The 17,882-nt window shown below is 50.3% G+C and carries 16 protein-coding genes; 6 read left to right on the top strand and 10 right to left on the bottom strand.

Annotation, left to right across the window (positions count from 1 at the left end):
- Positions 1-809: 809 nt before the first annotated feature.
- From ACPGUT_RS13695 to modA, 3 genes are read right to left on the bottom strand one after another with little or no spacing between them, the layout of a single operon-like run.
- The gene (locus ACPGUT_RS13695) at positions 810-1,805 is read right to left on the bottom strand and encodes an ATP-binding cassette domain-containing protein (RefSeq protein ID WP_423992323.1); all 996 of its coding nucleotides are present in this window, start codon (positions 1,803-1,805) and stop codon (positions 810-812) included.
- Complete coding sequence (gene modB, locus ACPGUT_RS13700) at positions 1,802-2,476, bottom strand: molybdate ABC transporter permease subunit (protein ID WP_423992325.1); 675 nt, start codon at positions 2,474-2,476, stop codon at positions 1,802-1,804. Before modB ends, ACPGUT_RS13695 begins: the two co-directional genes overlap by 4 nt.
- Positions 2,476-3,264 carry a molybdate ABC transporter substrate-binding protein gene (gene modA, locus ACPGUT_RS13705; RefSeq protein ID WP_423992327.1) on the bottom strand — a complete coding sequence of 263 codons (789 nt, stop codon included), beginning with the start codon at positions 3,262-3,264 and terminating at the stop codon, positions 2,476-2,478. Before modA ends, modB begins: the two co-directional genes overlap by 1 nt.
- Before the next feature lie 212 nt (positions 3,265-3,476).
- On the opposite strand from modA, the gene ACPGUT_RS13710 reads away from it, so the two are divergent.
- The gene (locus ACPGUT_RS13710) at positions 3,477-4,124 is read left to right on the top strand and encodes a YitT family protein (protein ID WP_423992329.1); all 648 of its coding nucleotides are present in this window, start codon (positions 3,477-3,479) and stop codon (positions 4,122-4,124) included.
- Here the strand turns inward: ACPGUT_RS13710 and ACPGUT_RS13715 are convergent, their stop codons facing one another.
- Positions 4,125-4,901, bottom strand: coding sequence for a class II glutamine amidotransferase (locus ACPGUT_RS13715; RefSeq protein WP_423992331.1), 777 nt, complete (start codon positions 4,899-4,901; stop codon positions 4,125-4,127).
- 123 nt (positions 4,902-5,024) lie between these two features.
- The gene (locus ACPGUT_RS13720) at positions 5,025-5,231 is read right to left on the bottom strand and encodes a DUF6356 family protein (protein ID WP_423992333.1); all 207 of its coding nucleotides are present in this window, start codon (positions 5,229-5,231) and stop codon (positions 5,025-5,027) included.
- A gap of 128 nt (positions 5,232-5,359) precedes the next feature.
- On the opposite strand from ACPGUT_RS13720, the gene ACPGUT_RS13725 reads away from it, so the two are divergent.
- Positions 5,360-5,818, top strand: coding sequence for an Lrp/AsnC family transcriptional regulator (locus ACPGUT_RS13725; RefSeq protein WP_423992334.1), 459 nt, complete (start codon positions 5,360-5,362; stop codon positions 5,816-5,818).
- Positions 5,819-5,851: 33 nt separating this feature from the next.
- Positions 5,852-6,187, top strand: coding sequence for a DMT family transporter (locus ACPGUT_RS13730; protein ID WP_423992336.1), 336 nt, complete (start codon positions 5,852-5,854; stop codon positions 6,185-6,187).
- On the opposite strand, the gene ACPGUT_RS13735 is transcribed toward ACPGUT_RS13730, so the two are convergent.
- Positions 6,167-6,919 carry a phosphatase PAP2 family protein gene (locus ACPGUT_RS13735; RefSeq protein ID WP_423992338.1) on the bottom strand — a complete coding sequence of 251 codons (753 nt, stop codon included), beginning with the start codon at positions 6,917-6,919 and terminating at the stop codon, positions 6,167-6,169. The two genes, ACPGUT_RS13730 and ACPGUT_RS13735, sit on opposite strands and share 21 nt — an antisense overlap.
- Before the next feature lie 213 nt (positions 6,920-7,132).
- On the opposite strand from ACPGUT_RS13735, the gene ACPGUT_RS13740 reads away from it, so the two are divergent.
- On the top strand, positions 7,133-7,990 hold the full coding sequence (locus tag ACPGUT_RS13740; protein ID WP_423992340.1) for a LytTR family DNA-binding domain-containing protein: 858 nt from the start codon (positions 7,133-7,135) through the stop codon (positions 7,988-7,990).
- A gap of 121 nt (positions 7,991-8,111) precedes the next feature.
- Complete coding sequence (gene typA / locus ACPGUT_RS13745; protein WP_423992342.1) at positions 8,112-9,932, top strand: translational GTPase TypA; 1,821 nt, start codon at positions 8,112-8,114, stop codon at positions 9,930-9,932.
- 695 nt (positions 9,933-10,627) lie between these two features.
- Here typA and ACPGUT_RS13750 read toward each other — a convergent pair.
- From ACPGUT_RS13750 to recA, 3 genes are all read right to left on the bottom strand, one after another.
- Positions 10,628-10,915, bottom strand: a complete 288-nt coding sequence (locus ACPGUT_RS13750) for a DUF1330 domain-containing protein (RefSeq protein ID WP_423992344.1) — start codon at positions 10,913-10,915, stop codon at positions 10,628-10,630.
- Between the two features lie 3 nt (positions 10,916-10,918).
- The gene (gene alaS / locus ACPGUT_RS13755; RefSeq protein WP_423992346.1) at positions 10,919-13,576 is read right to left on the bottom strand and encodes an alanine--tRNA ligase; all 2,658 of its coding nucleotides are present in this window, start codon (positions 13,574-13,576) and stop codon (positions 10,919-10,921) included.
- Between the two features lie 198 nt (positions 13,577-13,774).
- A complete protein-coding gene (gene recA, locus ACPGUT_RS13760) occupies positions 13,775-14,851 on the bottom strand; it encodes a recombinase RecA (RefSeq protein ID WP_423992347.1) in 1,077 nt (358 codons plus the stop codon).
- A gap of 199 nt (positions 14,852-15,050) precedes the next feature.
- On the opposite strand from recA, the gene ACPGUT_RS13765 reads away from it, so the two are divergent.
- On the top strand, positions 15,051-15,698 hold the full coding sequence (locus ACPGUT_RS13765) for a sulfotransferase family 2 domain-containing protein (RefSeq protein WP_423992349.1): 648 nt from the start codon (positions 15,051-15,053) through the stop codon (positions 15,696-15,698).
- 2 nt (positions 15,699-15,700) lie between these two features.
- On the opposite strand, the gene ACPGUT_RS13770 is transcribed toward ACPGUT_RS13765, so the two are convergent.
- Positions 15,701-17,824 (bottom strand): ATP-binding protein, encoded by a 2,124-nt coding sequence (locus ACPGUT_RS13770; protein WP_423992351.1) that lies wholly within the window; start codon positions 17,822-17,824, stop codon positions 15,701-15,703.
- Between the last annotated feature and the right edge of the window lie 58 nt (positions 17,825-17,882).

Raw genomic sequence — 17,882 nt, forward strand, 5'->3', positions numbered from 1 at the left:
ACCAGATACGCCGCCAACCTTCAAACTGCCAAAACACCAGATTCAGTCATAACTCACCGTGTCTGTGCCATTAACGTAATTGGTTGTACCGTCTGAACCGGTATCGCTAAAATCTAGCGTAAAGTCATTCATTTACATATACCTTTGTACGCGTGCCCGACAGCTGATGTCAGACATGAGAATTCACTAATGGCGCAATGTATTCCGCACCGGACAATACTAATGAAACAAAGGGAAACGCGGTTCCGGGACATCGCCCTAAGGCGCTCATCTTTCGGATAACAAAGCACTCCGCTAACTGAACCCACAGAACAAACTGCATCTGAGTTCCTGAATAGAACGAAGTCCTCTGCCGTCAGAGATTCTCATTCAATTTTCCAGTTGTGCAATGTTATTAAGGATCTAGGTTTCGCTAAAAGAAAGGAAAAAGTTGTTAACGTTTTGGTTTCAAGAGAGGAATAACAACGGACCCATCTGGATAAAAAGCCACCCCCATTGTACGATTGCCATCTTAAATGCAGGCGCCACGTACCAAAATACCCACGCAGTTATTCGCCCAATAAGATATTGAAAAGGTTTTAAAAATTCAAACAATCGCGTTTTTGAAAAAGCTGTCGCTAGGTTATGCAAAACCACAGTTATGACATTGCCAATTTGGTGGTGTTTCAGACATCAAAATCCAACTGTGAACTTTCGCATTCAGCGGCTAACCGACATTCTGAAATCGAAACAATAAGATAAATGATCGCTTCCGATTCAAGAATGGAAACAATATCAGTTGCAAAATGCGAATCAATGTTTCAATAAACTTAGCCGACCGCAAGGTTGTGGGACAAAAGCCAACAGTCTTTACCTGGCTGCAGAAGGTCTTGATGTGACGATGACACGGGAAACCCAAAGGTCTGCCCATCTGCCAGCCGTATTGTTGCACTGGAAACTGAGCGATCCAAGACTTGCACTTCACAGCAGATTTCAGAAGAAGAATACCCAGGGTGTTGTTCGGTAAAAAACGTATAGTCCGGCAGGATGCGAAAACGTATGTGCTGTACGCCGCTTATCTTTTCAACAGGTTTGGGAACACCATTTTCAAGAACTTTCTGCCCAGACAGGCAGACCTTACCATCGCAGAGCCAACCATGCAGCCTCGGCAAACCATCCCGCATTTCCGTAATTTGTCCGTCAGATATCCCCAGAACCTTGTCTGCAAGACGTGAAACTTCGCCGCGATCGTGACTTACAAAAACTGCAGGGCACTCTGCACGTTCAAGCGCGCCCTGAATACGTGGAATAAGCCGTTCTTTCTGCTGCGGATCCAGACCCGTCAGGGGTTCATCCAAAAGCAACAGTCGTGGCTGTGCTGCAAGCGCCCGCGCAAGAGCAACACGCTGTCTTTCTCCGCCAGACAACAGCATTGAGGATCGCGACATTAGCGGACCAAGATCCATAATCTCGATGATTTCCTGCAATAACCTAGCGGATGCACCACTGGTTTTATTCCATCGGTTGGCATAGGAAATGTTTTGTTCGACATTCAGATGTTCAAACAACCGGATATCCTGAAAAACAAAACCAATACGCCGTTTATATGCCGGGACCATCGGCTTTTTTGCGCGGTTCCAAGCCTCCCCGTCAAATGTGATGTCTCCATCACAGGGGGAAAGTCCCGCGATTGCACGCAGCAGGCTGGATTTACCACTGGCACTGCGTCCCACAAGCGCTGTGATACCGGACAATGGAATGTCACAGCGCGCTTTCAACTGAAAGCCACCCTGCTCTGTCATAATATCGAGTTTCAGATGGCTCATCTCCGACGTTCCCGTCCCAGAAAATATGTCACCGTCAATGCCAAGAAAGACACAATCAGAAGGCCGGCAGATAAAAGATGCGCGACGTCATAATCTAGCGTTTCAACCCTGTTGAAAATTTCAATAGAAATCACACGGGTACGCCCAGGAATATTACCACCCACCATCAATACAATGCCAAATTCACCCAGTGTATGCGCAAAACTCAGCACTGCTGCCGACAGCAAACCTCGGCGGGACAAAGGCAAAACAACAGAGAAAAACGCCTGTATTGGTGATGCCCCCAATGTTGCCGCCACTTCACGATGAGATGATCCAATCGTTTCAAACGCGCCGCGCAGGGGCTGAATGGCGAAAGGAAGTGAATAGATTACGGACGCCAACAAAAGCCCGGCGAATGAGAATGCCAGTGTTTCACCTGTGATAGACATCCACGCCCCACCAAGAAACGCATTCGGACTCATCAGGATCAACAGATAAAAGCCAATCACTGTCGGCGGTAATACAAGTGGCAATGTCACCAAAGCTTCGATCAATGGTTTGAAACGTCGGGTTGAAACCGTCAGCCACCATGCCAGAGGAACAGACATAATCATCAGGATCAATGTACTGAAAAATGCCAATTGCAGTGTCAGCCAAATGGCTGGCCAAATTTCGGAAAACATCTCCATCAGTCGGTTACACCCTCGATGGACAGATAGCCATGACGGGCCAGTATTAAAGTGCCCTCCTCAGACCGGATCAAATCCAAAAACGTCTGTGCGCCAGGGTGCTCCGAAACAATCACAGCATATTGCGACACGACAGGTCCGATCGCGCGATCTAAGATTTCAATATTGTCCAGCCTGCCTTCACCTGTCGTCAGATGTCGTGCAAGAGAATTTGATATAAAGGCCTGATCCACATTCCCGGATACAAACAACCCGGCAGCGGCAGACACATTGGCCCCGTAAATAAGGTTTCGCTCTGCTTCTGGGATGTTGAGTTCTTCGTATATCGCAAGCGCAGCAGCCCCATAAGGAGCCACCGCCGGATCAGCAATGGCAGTGCGGTTCAGCAAAACGTCTGACAGATCCGGGTTTGCCCCTGATTGCTCTCCATGGGGTCTGCGGATCAACACCACAGCCCCATGGGCGTAAGCCACGGGCGGGCCTGACAGACCAGCATTACTTAATGCCAGGGGGCGCGCATGATCTGCCGACAAAAACAGATCATAAGGCGCGCCATTTACAATCTGCGCATACAATGTACCCGACGATCCGTTGATCAGGGCGACGTCACCGCCGGTCTGATCCTCATACAACTCAGACAATTCCTGTGCCGACGTTAGAAAATTTGATGCAACCGCAACCCGAATTTCATCGCCCGCAACCCGGCTGGCCATCACAGACGACAGCATCAGAAAAGACAGAGTAAATCTGCTGATTAGGTTCGCATTCAACATAGTTGCATAAAGCATTTGGAACTCGCTGAATGCAAGGGCGAGCTGCAAAGCTTCGCCTCACTGTCTCAAAATTTACGACAGCAGTCTGTGGAAGATCTTGCAGACAATAAAAACCGGTTCAGCGCAACCATATGCGTGCGACCTGCCATCCATGCTGCGTCCCTATGGCCCTTTGACATTTTCCTTCGCACCGGTCAGACCAATGACACACAACAACTGGCAGAGATATGTCAAAACACATCCGTTCAAAGCCACCCGAAGGTCATAAAGAACCCCACCGTCAGGCCCATCATGCTTGGTACGAAGACGCGATAGCAATTGGCATCGGCACGTTGATGTGCAGTTTTTCTGTGGCGCTTTTAACAAAATTGGGACTGATTACAGGCCAGACCGCCGGATTGGGTGTTTTGCTGTCCTATATTACGGCTTGGGAATTCGGATTGATCTTTTTTGTTCTGAACATACCATTTTACCTGCTGGCTTGGTTTCGTTTGGGACCGATCTTCACCCTGAAGACATTTCTGGCGGTCGCGTTTGTATCGGTTTTGATGGAAATCATGCCTGAAATGGTCAACTTCAACCACCTGAACCCTTGGTTTGGCGCTGTATTGTCGGGATCCCTGGCAGGATCAGGCTTGCTAATCCTGTTTCGTCATGGCGCAAGCCTTGGGGGCATTGGTGTCCTGGCCCTTTATATTCAGGAACGCACAGGATTTCGTGCCGGTTGGTTCCAGTTGACGGTGGATGGCGTGATTTTCAGTATTGCCTTGCTGGTGCTGGATCTGCCTCTGGTCGCGTTTTCCCTGTTGGGCGCGCTGATCACAAACCTTGCGATTGGCATGAACCACCGCAAGGATCGTTACATCGCCCGCTGATCAGCCGACACAGAAATCCTGCAACGACACCTCATCCTGGGTGAATGTCGCAAGCTTCCCAGGCGGCAATTCGATCCACCCCGCCTGCCCGTCTTCCAGCGGTTCTGACACCACCATCCAGCCTTCAGATTTCTCGCACCGACGATAATAGACCGTCGGGGCAATATGATCAGAACTTGCGCGGGCGGCAAACAATCGGTTGCCATCGGACATAGCAACGGACAGCCGCAAATGTGGGGTTTCCCCGCGTTCACGCGACAAGGCATGCAAATCTCGGGCAGCCTTACACAGGGCCCCACCCGGATCATGATCAAGCCCATAATGCATGGCGCGTAAGAACAGAACCTCGCTGTCAGTTGCGCCTTTGCGTTCACCGTATAGTTCATCTGGAATCAACATATCAGCGCTGCGGCGGAAGTTCTCAAAACCACCGATCTGACCATTGTGCATAAAGCTCCAGTTACCAGACGCAAAAGGATGGCAATTGTTGCGACTGATCGCAGAACCGGTCGAGGCACGAACATGGGCCAGGAAAAGACCTGACCTGATCTGACGCGCAATAGAGGCAAGATTTGGATCGGACCATGCAGGCAAAACATCGCGATACAAGCCCGGCGTGGGAAGATGCGCATACCACGCAACCCCAAAACCATCCGCATTGATTGCGGTCTTAGCTTCCTCAGCAGCCTGGCTTTGCACCAGAAGTGAATGAGCAGGCGCAGATATCACCTGTTCAAGAAAAATTGGTTGGCCAATAAAGGCGGCCCATCTACACATAATCTGGCTTTCTGTTCCATACCCAAAGTTTCCGGGCGTATACACGGTTTACAAAGAAAAGACAGGGCAACCCTGGCGTTGCACCTGTCTTTCTCCGTCGTCTCAAAACTCATAATTCGGAATTTACTTACCGCGATTATGGGTTTTCGCATACATTTCCGCGATCATTGTGCTGGCGGTTTTTTCAAACAGGCAAGGAATGACCGCATGCACAAGCGCTGCGGATGCCGCAAGGAACAATTTGAACGAGAACTTTCCCGCAAAAGCAGCATGTTCAAGATAGCTTTCCTCAACGGAACGTGGATGGTCGAGGAATACTTTATCAATCATGGTTCTGTCCTGTTCTGATTTATCGATCTTCGCGTTCGGCCAATTTACCCGCCCCCACCTGAGAAGTGTTCCCTTTCTTTGGAAAATTTGCCTTGATATCGTGATGTTATCCCCAGTATAAATGAAACATGGTGACATTTGATGAAATAGATCGAAGGATTCTAAAACTTTTGCAACGGGATGCATCCCTAAGCCTTGAAGCCCTGGGCGAAGCAGCAGGCCTGTCACGCAACGGCTGTTGGCGACGCGTGAAAGCGCTTGAAGATGCAGGTGTGATCAAAGGGCGCGTGACCCTGCTTGATCCTGAAATGCTGAACCTGTCTCTGACGGTGTTCATTCAAATCCGGACCAAATCCCATGATGCAAACTGGCTGAAACATTTTGCCCGGGCAACGCGTGAAATGCCTGAAATTTTGGGGGCCTATCGTATGACTGGCGATCTGGATTACCTGATCCGGGCGCGTGTGCAGGATGTAAAAGATTACGATGCTTTATATCAAAGGCTGATTTCGAGGGTAGACATGTCAGATGTTTCCGCGTCTTTTGTTATGGAAGAACTGAAAGAAACCACCGAGCTGCCGCTTTGATAGCAAAACCGCAGCCTTCCCTCAGGATCGCCCATGCCCCTGCACTATATTTATCTGATCTGCGCTGTGATTGCGGAAACCATCGGCACGGCCTCTATGCAGGCCAGCCAACAATTCACACGCCCCTTACCATCGCTTCTTGTGGTGATCAGCTATGGAATCTCATTCTATCTGCTGGGGCTGACTTTAAAATACATGCCCGTGGGCATCGTGTATGCAATTTGGTCAGGGCTTGGCATTGTTTTGATCGCAGTCATTGGCTTTGTGGCCTTTGGTCAGAAACTGGACCTGCCCGCCATTCTTGGTCTTTCCTTGATCTTGGTTGGGGTTCTGGTGATCAACCTATTCTCAGGCAGCGCCACCCACTGATTTCGGAGCAGCTTGAAGTTTCAACTTGATTGCGCGCTGACTTAGTCCGTTCAAAATAAGGGCAATCAAAACCACAAACAGGACTGCGAAAATCACATCGGACAGGAAGTGACGCCCCAAGAGAATGCGAAACGCCGTACACGCAAGTGCAATTCCGGCGGCAGAGATCCGCAAAGTTAAGCGCCATTTCCGTTGACCTATGAACGCTGTCACAAGAAATATCGAAATAAGGAAGGCTGTGGATCCAGAGGCTTCTCCTGATACGAATGAACAATTGCTGACACATTGATCTGTGAACTCAAATGCAGGTGTAAATATGCGCTCACCGCCGAATTCTTCGATATGAACAGGCCGTGCACGGCCTGAGTTCGCTTTCAAAACGCCATTTACTAAAATAACAGGCCCAAGCAGATATAAAGCGCTGATAAATCCCCAAACTCGGGCGGGAATGCCCGCTGTCGGATACCCTAAGCAGGCAACGATACAACTTATAAACGCTATGACACCAAAGCCTGTGATCATCACATTGCAGATGTCACGAACCAGTTTGATTGTGTGAGAACGCGAAAGAGCAAATCCCTGCCCTTCCTCGTAAAATATGGATGACAACCATATGTCCACATTCGGGAAACTTGCAAAAAACGCCTGAAAACATGCCGTGATAATGAGAACCACAAATATCTGATTTATGGGTGATGGGTACGCGTAAGATTGGGATTTTTTGTGGTACATTTCGTGTCTCCGTTTGGTGAAACGGCAGAGACGATGAAGATGCGCCACACTCCATGATGAATGCAGCACTGGGACGTAAGATGCGTTGACGGTCGCCAATCTTGCGCGAACGGTCGACACAAAACCACCCACGGAAAGCTCATTGGCTTGAAATCTCAGCCAACAATGAATTATCCACAATAGACATCCATACGGACAGAGATGAGAGCGAAGATGGCAGGTTATCAGGCTTTTCAGCGCGGATTTAAACGTGCAGTCAAAGGACACGAGCGCCCGGAAGAAGTGACGTGGCAGAACGCGTTGCCAAATATTCTATTTTACGGTGCTCTCATCAGTCTTTTGATTTCACTGATGGAACCTGAAAGTTCCCAGGGGTTGCATGTTATCGCGGCTTACTTGCACTGGTTTCTGCATTTCACCTTTGCCGCCTGTCTCTGGCTTGGGGCCTTTATGATGATGGTGAAATATCAGGTAAACACCCGCGCTCTGCCTTGGCTTGCGATTGCGATCATGCCCTTTATCTTTGCCTTGGTTTCTCTGTCGATCGATATTTTCTCGGGTACCGAGGTCCCGCCAGAAAACGGTTTTCGAGATCTTCACATCTGGTATCTAGGCGAATTTATCGGCGTGGCCGACAACGGTGTGATTATCGGCGTCGTCATGACATTGGTGATCTATGCGGTTGATGCAGCCGAAGACAAACGAGAGGTCATACCAGCGCCACTTCCGTCATCAGAGCCCGCCCCCCCACCAGCTCTGCATCGTCTTTTTACATCTATTACACCGGATCGGGACACAAAACTGATCCGTGCGGAGGCTCAGGATCATTATGTCGCCCTGATAACCACAACGGCCACCTATCTTGAATTGATGCCCTTTACTGAGGCCGTTGAAAAGCTGTCGGTATATAACGGTCTGCAATGTCATCGTTCCCATTGGGTCATGCGGGATCAGGTCCATGATCTGCGCCGTGCGGGCTCTGCTTGGGAATGTAAAATGGAGAATGGCGATATTGTGCCCGTCAGCCGCCGTAGGGCACGAGACGTACGTGAAACCCTTATGTCAGTGTGATTGCTGCGCATCTGTTAAGGAAAGCTGCAATTTTGTCATTTAAGGCTGGCTTTTTCTGCCACTGCACGATAGGGCCGCATCAACGCACGAAACGCATGACTTGGCAGGACGGACCCAACCGATGGATCTTCGAAATATCGCAATCATCGCTCACGTTGACCACGGCAAAACGACCTTGGTGGATGAGCTTCTGAAACAATCCGGTGTTTTCCGGGACAACCAGGCCGTTGCAGAACGCGCCATGGACAGCAACGATCTGGAACGCGAACGCGGCATTACGATTTTTGCGAAACCCACATCTGTGGAATGGAACGGCACACGCATCAACATCGTTGACACTCCTGGTCACGCTGACTTTGGCGGCGAAGTTGAACGCATTCTGTCCATGGTTGACGGTGTTGTTCTGCTGGTTGACGCCGCAGAAGGCCCAATGCCACAAACAAAATTCGTGACATCAAAAGCGCTTGCCTTGGGTCTGCGCCCAATCGTTGTGGTGAACAAAGTTGACAAACCAGACGGCGAACCAGATCGCGCGTTGGACGAATGTTTTGACCTGTTCGCAAGCCTTGACGCCACCGACGAGCAGCTTGACTTTCCAACCATGTACGCATCTGGCCGCAATGGCTGGGCTGACATGGAACTGGACGGTCCGCGCAAAGATCTGACCGCAATGTTCGACCTGATCCTGGAACACGTTCCAGCACCTGCACAGATTTCACGTCAAGCTGAGCCTTTCCAAATGCTCGCGACCACATTGGGTTCCGACCCATTCCTAGGCCGTATGCTGACCGGTCGCGTTGAAGCAGGCACATTGAAAGCTGGCGAAAACATCAAAGCGCTGTCACGCGACGGCACATTGATCGAAAACTTCCGCGCCACCAAAATCATGGCGTTCCGTGGCCTCGCGCAACAGGAAATCGACGTGGCCGAAGCTGGCGACATTGTTTCTGTGGCTGGCATGACCAAATCCACAGTTGCGGATTCTCTGCTGCACCCATCCATTGACACGCCCCTGCCCGCACAGCCAATCGATCCGCCCACAATCACCGTAACTTTCGGCATCAACGACAGCCCGCTGGCTGGCCGCGATGGCAAAAAAGTTCAGTCGCGCGTTATTCGTGACCGTCTGATGAAAGAAGCTGAAGGCAACGTTGCGATTAAGATTTCCGACACGCCTGGTGGTGAAGCCTTTGAAGTTGCCGGTCGCGGCGAACTTCAGATGGGTGTTTTGATCGAGAACATGCGTCGCGAAGGGTTTGAACTTTCAATCTCACGCCCACAGGTTCTGTTCCAGGACATCGACGGCGCACGCCATGAACCAATCGAAGAAGTCACCATTGACGTGGATGACGAATATTCCGGCGCGGTGATCGAAAAGCTGACAGGCACCCGCAAAGGCGAGTTGACAGAAATGCGCCCTGCCGGTGCTGGCAAAACACGCATCATCGCCCATGTGCCTTCCCGTGGCCTGATCGGTTATCACGGCGAATTCCTGACCGACACGCGCGGCACTGGTGTTTTGAACCGTGTATTCCACGACTGGGCGCCGCACAAAGGTGCAATCCCTGGCCGTCGCGCTGGTGTTCTGATTTCCATGGAAAACGGCACCTCTGTTTCCTATGCTTTGTGGAACCTGGAAGATCGCGGCAAAATGATGATTGGCGCACAGGTTGACGTTTACCAGGGCATGATCATTGGTGAGCACTCCCGTGAAAACGACCTGGAAGTGAACCCGCTGAAAGGTAAGAAACTGACCAACGTTCGTGCCTCTGGCACCGACGAAGCAGTGCGCCTGACAACACCAATCACCTTGTCTTTGGAAGAAGCGATTGCTTACATCGACACCGATGAATTGGTTGAAGTCACGCCAAACAACATCCGTCTGCGCAAACGTTACCTTGATCCACATGAGCGCAAGCGCCACGCACGTTCAAACGGCTAAGGCTCCGTTCGCCCCTTCGGGTGATGAGTATTTAGTGCAAGATGAAAGGCGGTCTGTATTCAGGCCGCCTTTTACGTAATTCAGATGGGGGTTATGCATGATCAAGCAGCTCAAATACATTGCGTTTCTTTGTCTGTACTTCGCCTTCGGCCTAGGGCAATACCGATACTTCAACCCTGTCGAGTATCGCGCAACTGCATTCCTAAGACTCTTTGAAACGCACTGTCTGCCCATGTCTCGGGGGAATGCGTTTTCAGAACCAAGAGACCTAACAAGGTTTCATGGCCCACCGGGAGCAAATATTTGGATAGACGAAAAATCTGGGCTTCAAATAAGTTAGACGGACCGCGGGTATTCGACGGACTGCACTGTCAGTGATATACTAAAACATTTGACGCATTCAGAACGCGAGTTCATCAAAATTGCCCTGACTGGAAAAGTAGCTGAATGGTTGCCGCAACTGCAATTTGAAGAAAACAAAGCTCTCAGATGGCCGTTGCATTGGACGTGGTTTGAGTATGAAGCATTTGATCCACGGCGTTGGGGTATCTCACTTTATCGCCCAGCCGAACACGGCGAATCTGCATATCTCAGTTTAAATTTATCAGTAAGACCAATTGATTAGTAACATCAGGTGATACATCCAACCCGCCCCTGCGCGTGTAATAATACACCACACCCGCAGGGGCGAAAGTTCATTCACTGGTTTCAACAACCATCAACTCGCGTTCAGACGCATCACGCGCGTGCGCAAGCGCTTCCTGATATTCAGGCGAATGGTAACAAGCCACGGCCGTATCCACATCAGGAAATTTGGCCACGACATTGCGCGGGCGTTCCTTGCCTTCAAGCTGAACAAAACGACCACCGCGCGCGATGAATTCGCCGCCATGTTTCGCAATCGCTGGCCCCGCCAGTTTGGCGTATTTGCCGTAAGCGTCTTCATCCGTCACAGTGACGTGCGCAATCCAGAGAGCACCCATGATTTATCCTCCGATAATGGCTTTGGCTGCGCTGATCGCGGCCTCCGCGTTTTCAACTGATTTGCCGCCGCCTTGCGCCATATCCGGGCGACCGCCGCCGCCTTTACCGCCAAGTTCCGGCACCGCAGCGCGCACAAGATCAACCGCAGAAAGCGTGTCTTTCAGATCATCCGTGACACCCGCCGCAACCGCAGCTTTGCCGCCAGCATCTGCGATCAACAGAACGGCACCGCTTTCAAGGCGGGTCTTATGTTCATCAATCAGGGACGGCAAATCACGCGGGGAAACGCCTTCAACAAGCTGCGCGAAGAACTTGATTCCATTGACGTTTTCCGCATCGGGGCTTGCACCACCACTGCCTGCCATCGCCAGTTGCTTGCGCAGATCCGCCACTTCGTTTTGCAGAGATTTGCGTTCACTCATCAGGGTTTTGACACGTTCCGGCACATCTTCTGCACGCGCTTTCAAATTACCGGCAAGATCGTTCATCCGGTCATTTTGCGCCGCAAGATAATCAAACGCCGCCTGCCCGGTCAGCGCTTCGATCCGACGAACACCAGAGGAGCTCGCGCTATCGCCAAGACAAACAAACATGCCGATATCACCGGTTTGACGCACATGTGTCCCACCGCAAAGTTCCAGCGAATATGTGTCGCCATCATTGCCCTTGCCGGAACCGTTTTCACGGCCCATGGACACAACACGGACTTCATCACCGTATTTTTCACCAAACAACGCCTGCGCACCAAGGGCGCGGGCATCATCTGGCGTCATTATACGGGTTTCAACCGCAGTGTTTTGACGGATGAAAGTATTAACATCCTGTTCAACTTGCTTAATTTCAGCGCCAGACATCGCAGCATTATGCGAGAAATCGAAGCGCAAACGATCATCCGCGTTCAACGATCCGCGTTGTGCAACATGTTCGCCAAGATGCACACGAAGCGCCTCATGCAACAAATGCGTGGCCGAATGGTTGGCGCGAATTTGGCCGCGACGGATGTGGTCAACTTTCAGTTCAGCCCCTTGGCCAACCGTAATTTCGCCATCGGTCACTTGCGCAATGTGGACAAATACACCTGCTGTTTTACGCGTATCTGTGATCGTGGCTTTGCCTGTTTCAGTGATCAATTCACCGCTGTCGCCAACCTGACCACCGCTTTCCGCATAGAACGGTGTTTGGTTCAAAGCGATCTGAATCTCGTCACCCGTCACGGCCTTGTCTAGTGTTTTACCACCAGCAACCAAAGCCAAAACCTGCCCCTCGGCGACCTCTGTGTCATAGCCAAGAAATTCACTGACGCCGTTTTTGTCGGCGATGTCGAACCACACTGTGGAATCAGCCGCATCACCAGAACCAGACCATGCCGCGCGCGCCTTGGCTTTCTGTTCTTCCATCGCTGCATTGAAGCCATCAACATCCGCACCACGGCCTTGTTCACGCAACGCATCTTGTGTCAGATCAAGTGGGAAACCGTATGTGTCATAAAGCTTAAACGCCGCTTTCCCAGGAAGGTCAGCGCCGTCTGGTAACTTAGAAACCTCGGCGTCTAACAATGTCAGACCCCGGTCAAGTGTCTGACGAAAACGGGTTTCTTCATTCAGAAGCGTTTCTTCGATCATGGTTTGACCATGAGATAGTTCAGGAAATGCCTGACCCATTTGCGCGACCAATTCGGGGACCAAGCGATGCATCACCGGGTCTTTTGCACCTAGAATATGCGCATGGCGCATGGCACGGCGCATGATACGGCGCAGCACATAACCACGGCCTTCATTTGACGGCAACACACCATCAGCGATCAAAAATGATGTTGAACGTAGGTGATCCGCAATCACTCGGTGATGCACGTTTTTGTCGCCATAAGGGTCGACGCTGGTGGCATGCGCTGATGCTTCGATCAGTGCCTTAAACAGGTCCGTATCATAATTGTCATGGCTGCCTTGCATCAGCGCGCCGATGCGTTCCAGCCCCATGCCGGTATCGATTGAAGGCTTTGGTAGGTTCTCGCGGCGACCGTCTTCGAATTGTTCATACTGCATGAACACAAGGTTCCAGATTTCGATGAACCGATCGCCGTCTTCTTCAGGCGAACCGGGAGGGCCACCCCAGATGTGATCGCCGTGATCATAGAAAATTTCAGTACATGGACCGCAAGGACCAGTCGCGCCCATGGACCAGAAATTGTCATCGGTCGCGATGCGAATGATGCGATCATCAGACAGACCCGCGTATTTCTTCCAGATGTTCGCCGCTTCGTCATCGTCGTGATAAACCGTTACCAGAAGTTTATCTTTGTTAATGCCGAACTCTTTGGTGATCATATCCCAAGCGAATGGAATGGCGTCTTCTTTGAAATAATCGCCGAAACTGAAGTTCCCGAGCATCTCAAAAAACGTGTGATGGCGCGCGGTATAACCCACATTATCCAGATCATTGTGTTTTCCGCCGGCCCGCACACATTTTTGACTGGTCGTGGCGCGTTGATAATCCCGCGTTTCAACTCCGGTAAACAAGTTTTTAAATTGCACCATCCCCGCGTTTGTGAACATCAGAGTTGGGTCATTACGTGGCACAAGTGGCGAGCTGTCGACAACTTCGTGACCATTCTTATCAAAGAAGTTCAGAAATGTAGATCGGATATCATTAAGTCCGGGCATGATGGTCGGTCTTTCGCGTTTGGTAACTGACTTTTACGACATTTATCTCTCGCTGAACCGGCTGTCCACCGGCGAAGGGTATGATCACACTGATTTTGGGAAATTCCACGAAAAAACCCCGAAAGTGTTCTACTTTCGAGGTTTCTTAAATCCATTCTGGATCTCTGCAGCGCTGTCTTACAGACAGGCTTTCAGACCTTATCCATCAAGAACATCATCATCTTCGCCCATGCCAGGTGGCATGTCGAATTCCAGCCCATGCGCGGCACGAATTTTATCTTCAATTTCCAGTGCTGAACGGGTGTGTTCTCGCAAGTAATTCTTTGCGTTTTCGCGCCCCTGCCCGATACGTTCATCACCATATGAGAACCAAGATCCAGATTTATCAACAACACCGGCCTTCACACCGAGATCCAGAAGTTCACCCATTTTTGAAATTCCTTCGCCATACATGATGTCGAATTCAACCTGTTTGAACGGTGGCGCAACTTTGTTTTTAACCACTTTCACACGGGTCTGGTTGCCAACGATTTCATCACGATCCTTGATCGCACCGATACGACGAATATCAAGACGGACAGAACTATAAAATTTCAGTGCGTTGCCCCCCGTCGTGGTTTCAGGTGAACCAAACATAACACCAATTTTCATCCGGATTTGGTTGATGAAAACAACCATACAGTTAGAACGCGAGATGGAACCCGTCAGTTTTCGCATGGCTTGGCTCATCAGGCGGGCGTGAACCCCCACAGAACTATCCCCCATGTCACCTTCAAGTTCAGACTTAGGTGTCAATGCGGCAACTGAATCGACGACAACCATGCTGACGGCACCGGAACGCACAAGAGTGTCAACAATTTCCAAAGACTGCTCGCCGGTATCGGGCTGTGAAATCAGCAACTCATCCAGGTCAACGCCCAGTTTCTTTGCATATTGTGGATCAAGCGCATGTTCTGCATCCACAAATGCACAAACCCCACCTTTTTTTTGTTCTTCTGCGATGCAGTGCAGGGTTAATGTCGTTTTACCTGAGCTCTCAGGACCATAAATTTCGACAATCCGACCCTTCGGTAAGCCTCCGATACCCAACGCAATATCGAGACCAAGCGAACCCGTCGACGTTGCTTCGATTTCCTGGACAGCGTTTCCATCGCCCAGTTTCATGATTGAACCTTTACCAAACTGGCGTTCGATCTGGGCCAGTGCGGAGTCGAGCGCCTTTTGGCGGTCGGTGTTTTTCTTATCTGTCATGCTCAGTAAATCTGCCGTTGCCATTGAATACTGTCCTTATCCCACACCGGAGCCAGTCCGGCAATTCTTCATTTGTTCTCCTCTTGTTCTCACTTATGGGGGTAAAAAGAGAACATTTCAAATAGAATTTGTTCTTTTATATATTTCACAGATAAGCTTAACAGTTGGTTAACCACCCAAAGCATTATAAAAACGCAGCAACAACAACGCAAAGGAAGCGGTAATGTTAATTTTCTGGCCGCAAAGGCTGATCTACCTTGCTGTGCCAAAAACCGGCAGCACAGCAATTGAATCAGTTCTACGACCGTATGCTGATGTTGCCTTTAACAATCCCCCCCGCCTGAAACACGCAAAAGCGGGTACAATGCGAAAGTTTAAAAAGCTGTTTTCGCCACATGATCCTGCAGAGTTTGAGCAGGTAGCAGTAATGCGCGACCCACTTGAATGGCTGGGCAGCTGGTATCGATATAGATCGAGACCCGTGTTAAACGGTACATCAAACAGCACAGCCAACATTACATTTGAAGAATTCGTGGAGGCTGTGATTTGCAAAGATCCACCTCCATTTGCGCATATCGGGTCTCAGTTTCGATTTTTATGTGCGGATAAGGAGGTGCCAGTCGCTGACAGGATCTATCCATATACCAGAATAAATGAGGTCTTCACATATTTTGAAAAACGTCTTGGAATTCCGGTAAATGCGCCCAAAGCCAACAAATCAATAGCAGAGCCGCTTTCTTTGCCCCCAACAACACTGCGCCGATTATTGGACGCCCGTGAGGCCGAATTTGCCCTTTACGATCAGGTAGAAGCTGGTTTGCTGTGCGAAGGACCACCAGGGCTGAGACCGGGAACGCCCCAATTCGACTGAGCTCAATGCAATTGACTGTGAACCGTTTGTGTCAATTCGCTGAGCGAAAATGGTTTGGGCAAGAAGACGGAGTTTGGAATTTTCTCATCTGTTTCCCCAAATGCACCTTCGGCATAGCCGGAAACAAACACGACTTTAACGTCCGGACGGGATTTCAAGGCCTGTCGCACCCAGCTGGGTCCATCCATTCCTGGCATAATCACATCGGTTACAAAGAGATCTATACTGAGACTTCCATCTTCCAGTGTTTCCAATGCTTTTTCAGCGCAATCCGCTTCGATAACCGTGTACCCGCGCATGCGTAACGCGCGGGAAGCAAACGCTCGGACCGGGGCTTCATCTTCAACAAGTAACACAACGCCTTCACCATTTTCTGACTGTTCCTGACGCATCTCCCCAGATTTCCCATCTTCTTTTGGCGCTGCAACTTCAGGAATGGCCTGCACATCAAAAGTTGGAAAGTACAAAGTAAAATCGGTGCCCTGCCCCAGTTCGGAATCAACAAAAATATATCCACCGGTTTGCTTCACGATTCCATAAGCCATGGACAACCCCAGACCGGTACCTTCACCCGTGCGTTTACTCGAATAGAAAGGTTCAAAAATCTTCCCAATTTTATCCGGAGCAATGCCAGTGCCTTTGTCTGATACACGTACCACAACATATTCGCCTTCAGGTACAACCGCACGATCACGATGCAGACCTTCTGTCAAAGTCTCATTACGGGTTTCAATACGAATTTCACCACCTTCTGGCATCGCGTCACGAGCATTCACAACGAGGTTCATCAACACCTGTTCAAGTTGTCGTTTGTCTGCCCGGATAGAATTAAGTTCGGGATCGTGTGATAAGGATAAGGTCACCTTCTCCCCCACAAGGCGGTTTAACAGGTGAGTAAGGTCAGCAACCGCACCGCGCAAATCAAGCACTTCAGGCTGTAAATTCTGTTTGCGAGAAAAGGCCAGAAGTTGCCCGACCAGACTTGCCGCGCGATTGGCATTTTCATTGATCTGAACCAAATCGCCGAAATCAGGGTCACCCTGATCGTGCCTCAACATCAACAGATCGCAATGCCCCGTTATTGCGGTCAGCAGGTTGTTAAAATCATGCGCAACGCCACCGGCAAGTTGTCCAATGGCCTGCATTTTCTGACTTTGTACAAATTGTGCTTCAAGCGTTTTCAACTCAGTCGCATCGGTCAGAACGGCAATCAAAACGTGGCCATCTGCCTCCACCCGTCGCGTTAGCGTAATCTGCAGGAAACGCTCTTGCTCGGCAAAGCGCGCGCGAATAATCTCAGAACGGCTCAACCCACGCCCATCCAGTGCTTCATCCAGCCAATCTCGTACCGAACGACCCAAACCTTCGACAAGATCAGACACCGTAAAGCGCCCAGTTTCCGGGATAGAGAGCATTTTCCGAGCAAGCCTGTTGGCTGTATCAATATGTCCCCCAGGCAGTATTTTAAGCAATGGTACTGGAAGTTCTTCAAATAACTGGGGCTGGTTTACACTTTCCTCGTGAAGTTCAGTCGTTTCAACCGTTTCATGCTGTTGTTCACTTGCCCCGGGAATAAGATAAAGCTCTTGGCGTCCACTTGCCCCCCGCACTTCGGCAAGTAATGCAGGCACGGGCCCATCGGGGGTCGAGACATTATTCATCTTTCCTGGTCTAACAGGCAGATCAGTAAAAACACGATCCAGCGTTTTAACGCGCCCGCCCAACACACGACGCATCGCTTCGTTCATAAATAAAATGGTGCCGGATTTGGACACGGTCAACATAGGAAGACTCATGCCTTCAGCACCACGCGCGTTTGATGTACGTTCTCCAAAATCGTCAATTCGCCAGAGAAATACACCGATTTCCACCATATGCACAGAAAGCCGGGTCTGGCCGCGCCGTGTTGAAATGTCTTCGCGGGCCGAACCCACGGCCTGGGCCCGGTTCTGCAGGCGAAACAACACAGCAGCGGGGTTTGCAAAAAGTTCACGAAACGCCTGGGCAAGCGTTTCTGGTTCAGTGTCACCAAGGCGATCAAGCGCGGCGGTGTTTTTCCAGATGATATCCCCATCTTTTCCTGTCGCAAAACAAGATGATGTATCAGCACCTGCAATAACGTCCAATTGGGAGAGTACCCCAAAGCGTGGGGCAATTATGCTGCCATTTTCTGATCACCGTCTG

The sequence above is a fragment of the Halocynthiibacter sp. genome, assembly GCF_049608145.1.
Lineage (GTDB): Bacteria > Pseudomonadota > Alphaproteobacteria > Rhodobacterales > Rhodobacteraceae > Halocynthiibacter.

Bases quoted from the DNA above. Each gene is read 5' to 3' on its own strand.
- ACPGUT_RS13695 (WP_423992323.1), bottom strand. From the start codon at position 1,805: ATGAGCCATCTGAAACTCGATATTATGACAGAGCAGGGTGGCTTTCAG.
- modB (WP_423992325.1), bottom strand. From the start codon at position 2,476: ATGGAGATGTTTTCCGAAATTTGGCCAGCCATTTGGCTGACACTGCAA.
- modA (WP_423992327.1), bottom strand. From the start codon at position 3,264: ATGCTTTATGCAACTATGTTGAATGCGAACCTAATCAGCAGATTTACT.
- ACPGUT_RS13710 (WP_423992329.1), top strand. From the start codon at position 3,477: ATGTCAAAACACATCCGTTCAAAGCCACCCGAAGGTCATAAAGAACCC.
- ACPGUT_RS13715 (WP_423992331.1), bottom strand. From the start codon at position 4,901: ATGTGTAGATGGGCCGCCTTTATTGGCCAACCAATTTTTCTTGAACAG.
- ACPGUT_RS13720 (WP_423992333.1), bottom strand. From the start codon at position 5,231: ATGATTGATAAAGTATTCCTCGACCATCCACGTTCCGTTGAGGAAAGC.
- ACPGUT_RS13725 (WP_423992334.1), top strand. From the start codon at position 5,360: ATGGTGACATTTGATGAAATAGATCGAAGGATTCTAAAACTTTTGCAA.
- ACPGUT_RS13730 (WP_423992336.1), top strand. From the start codon at position 5,852: ATGCCCCTGCACTATATTTATCTGATCTGCGCTGTGATTGCGGAAACC.
- ACPGUT_RS13735 (WP_423992338.1), bottom strand. From the start codon at position 6,919: ATGTACCACAAAAAATCCCAATCTTACGCGTACCCATCACCCATAAAT.
- ACPGUT_RS13740 (WP_423992340.1), top strand. From the start codon at position 7,133: ATGGCAGGTTATCAGGCTTTTCAGCGCGGATTTAAACGTGCAGTCAAA.
- typA (WP_423992342.1), top strand. From the start codon at position 8,112: ATGGATCTTCGAAATATCGCAATCATCGCTCACGTTGACCACGGCAAA.
- ACPGUT_RS13750 (WP_423992344.1), bottom strand. From the start codon at position 10,915: ATGGGTGCTCTCTGGATTGCGCACGTCACTGTGACGGATGAAGACGCT.
- alaS (WP_423992346.1), bottom strand. From the start codon at position 13,576: ATGCCCGGACTTAATGATATCCGATCTACATTTCTGAACTTCTTTGAT.
- recA (WP_423992347.1), bottom strand. From the start codon at position 14,851: ATGGCAACGGCAGATTTACTGAGCATGACAGATAAGAAAAACACCGAC.
- ACPGUT_RS13765 (WP_423992349.1), top strand. From the start codon at position 15,051: ATGTTAATTTTCTGGCCGCAAAGGCTGATCTACCTTGCTGTGCCAAAA.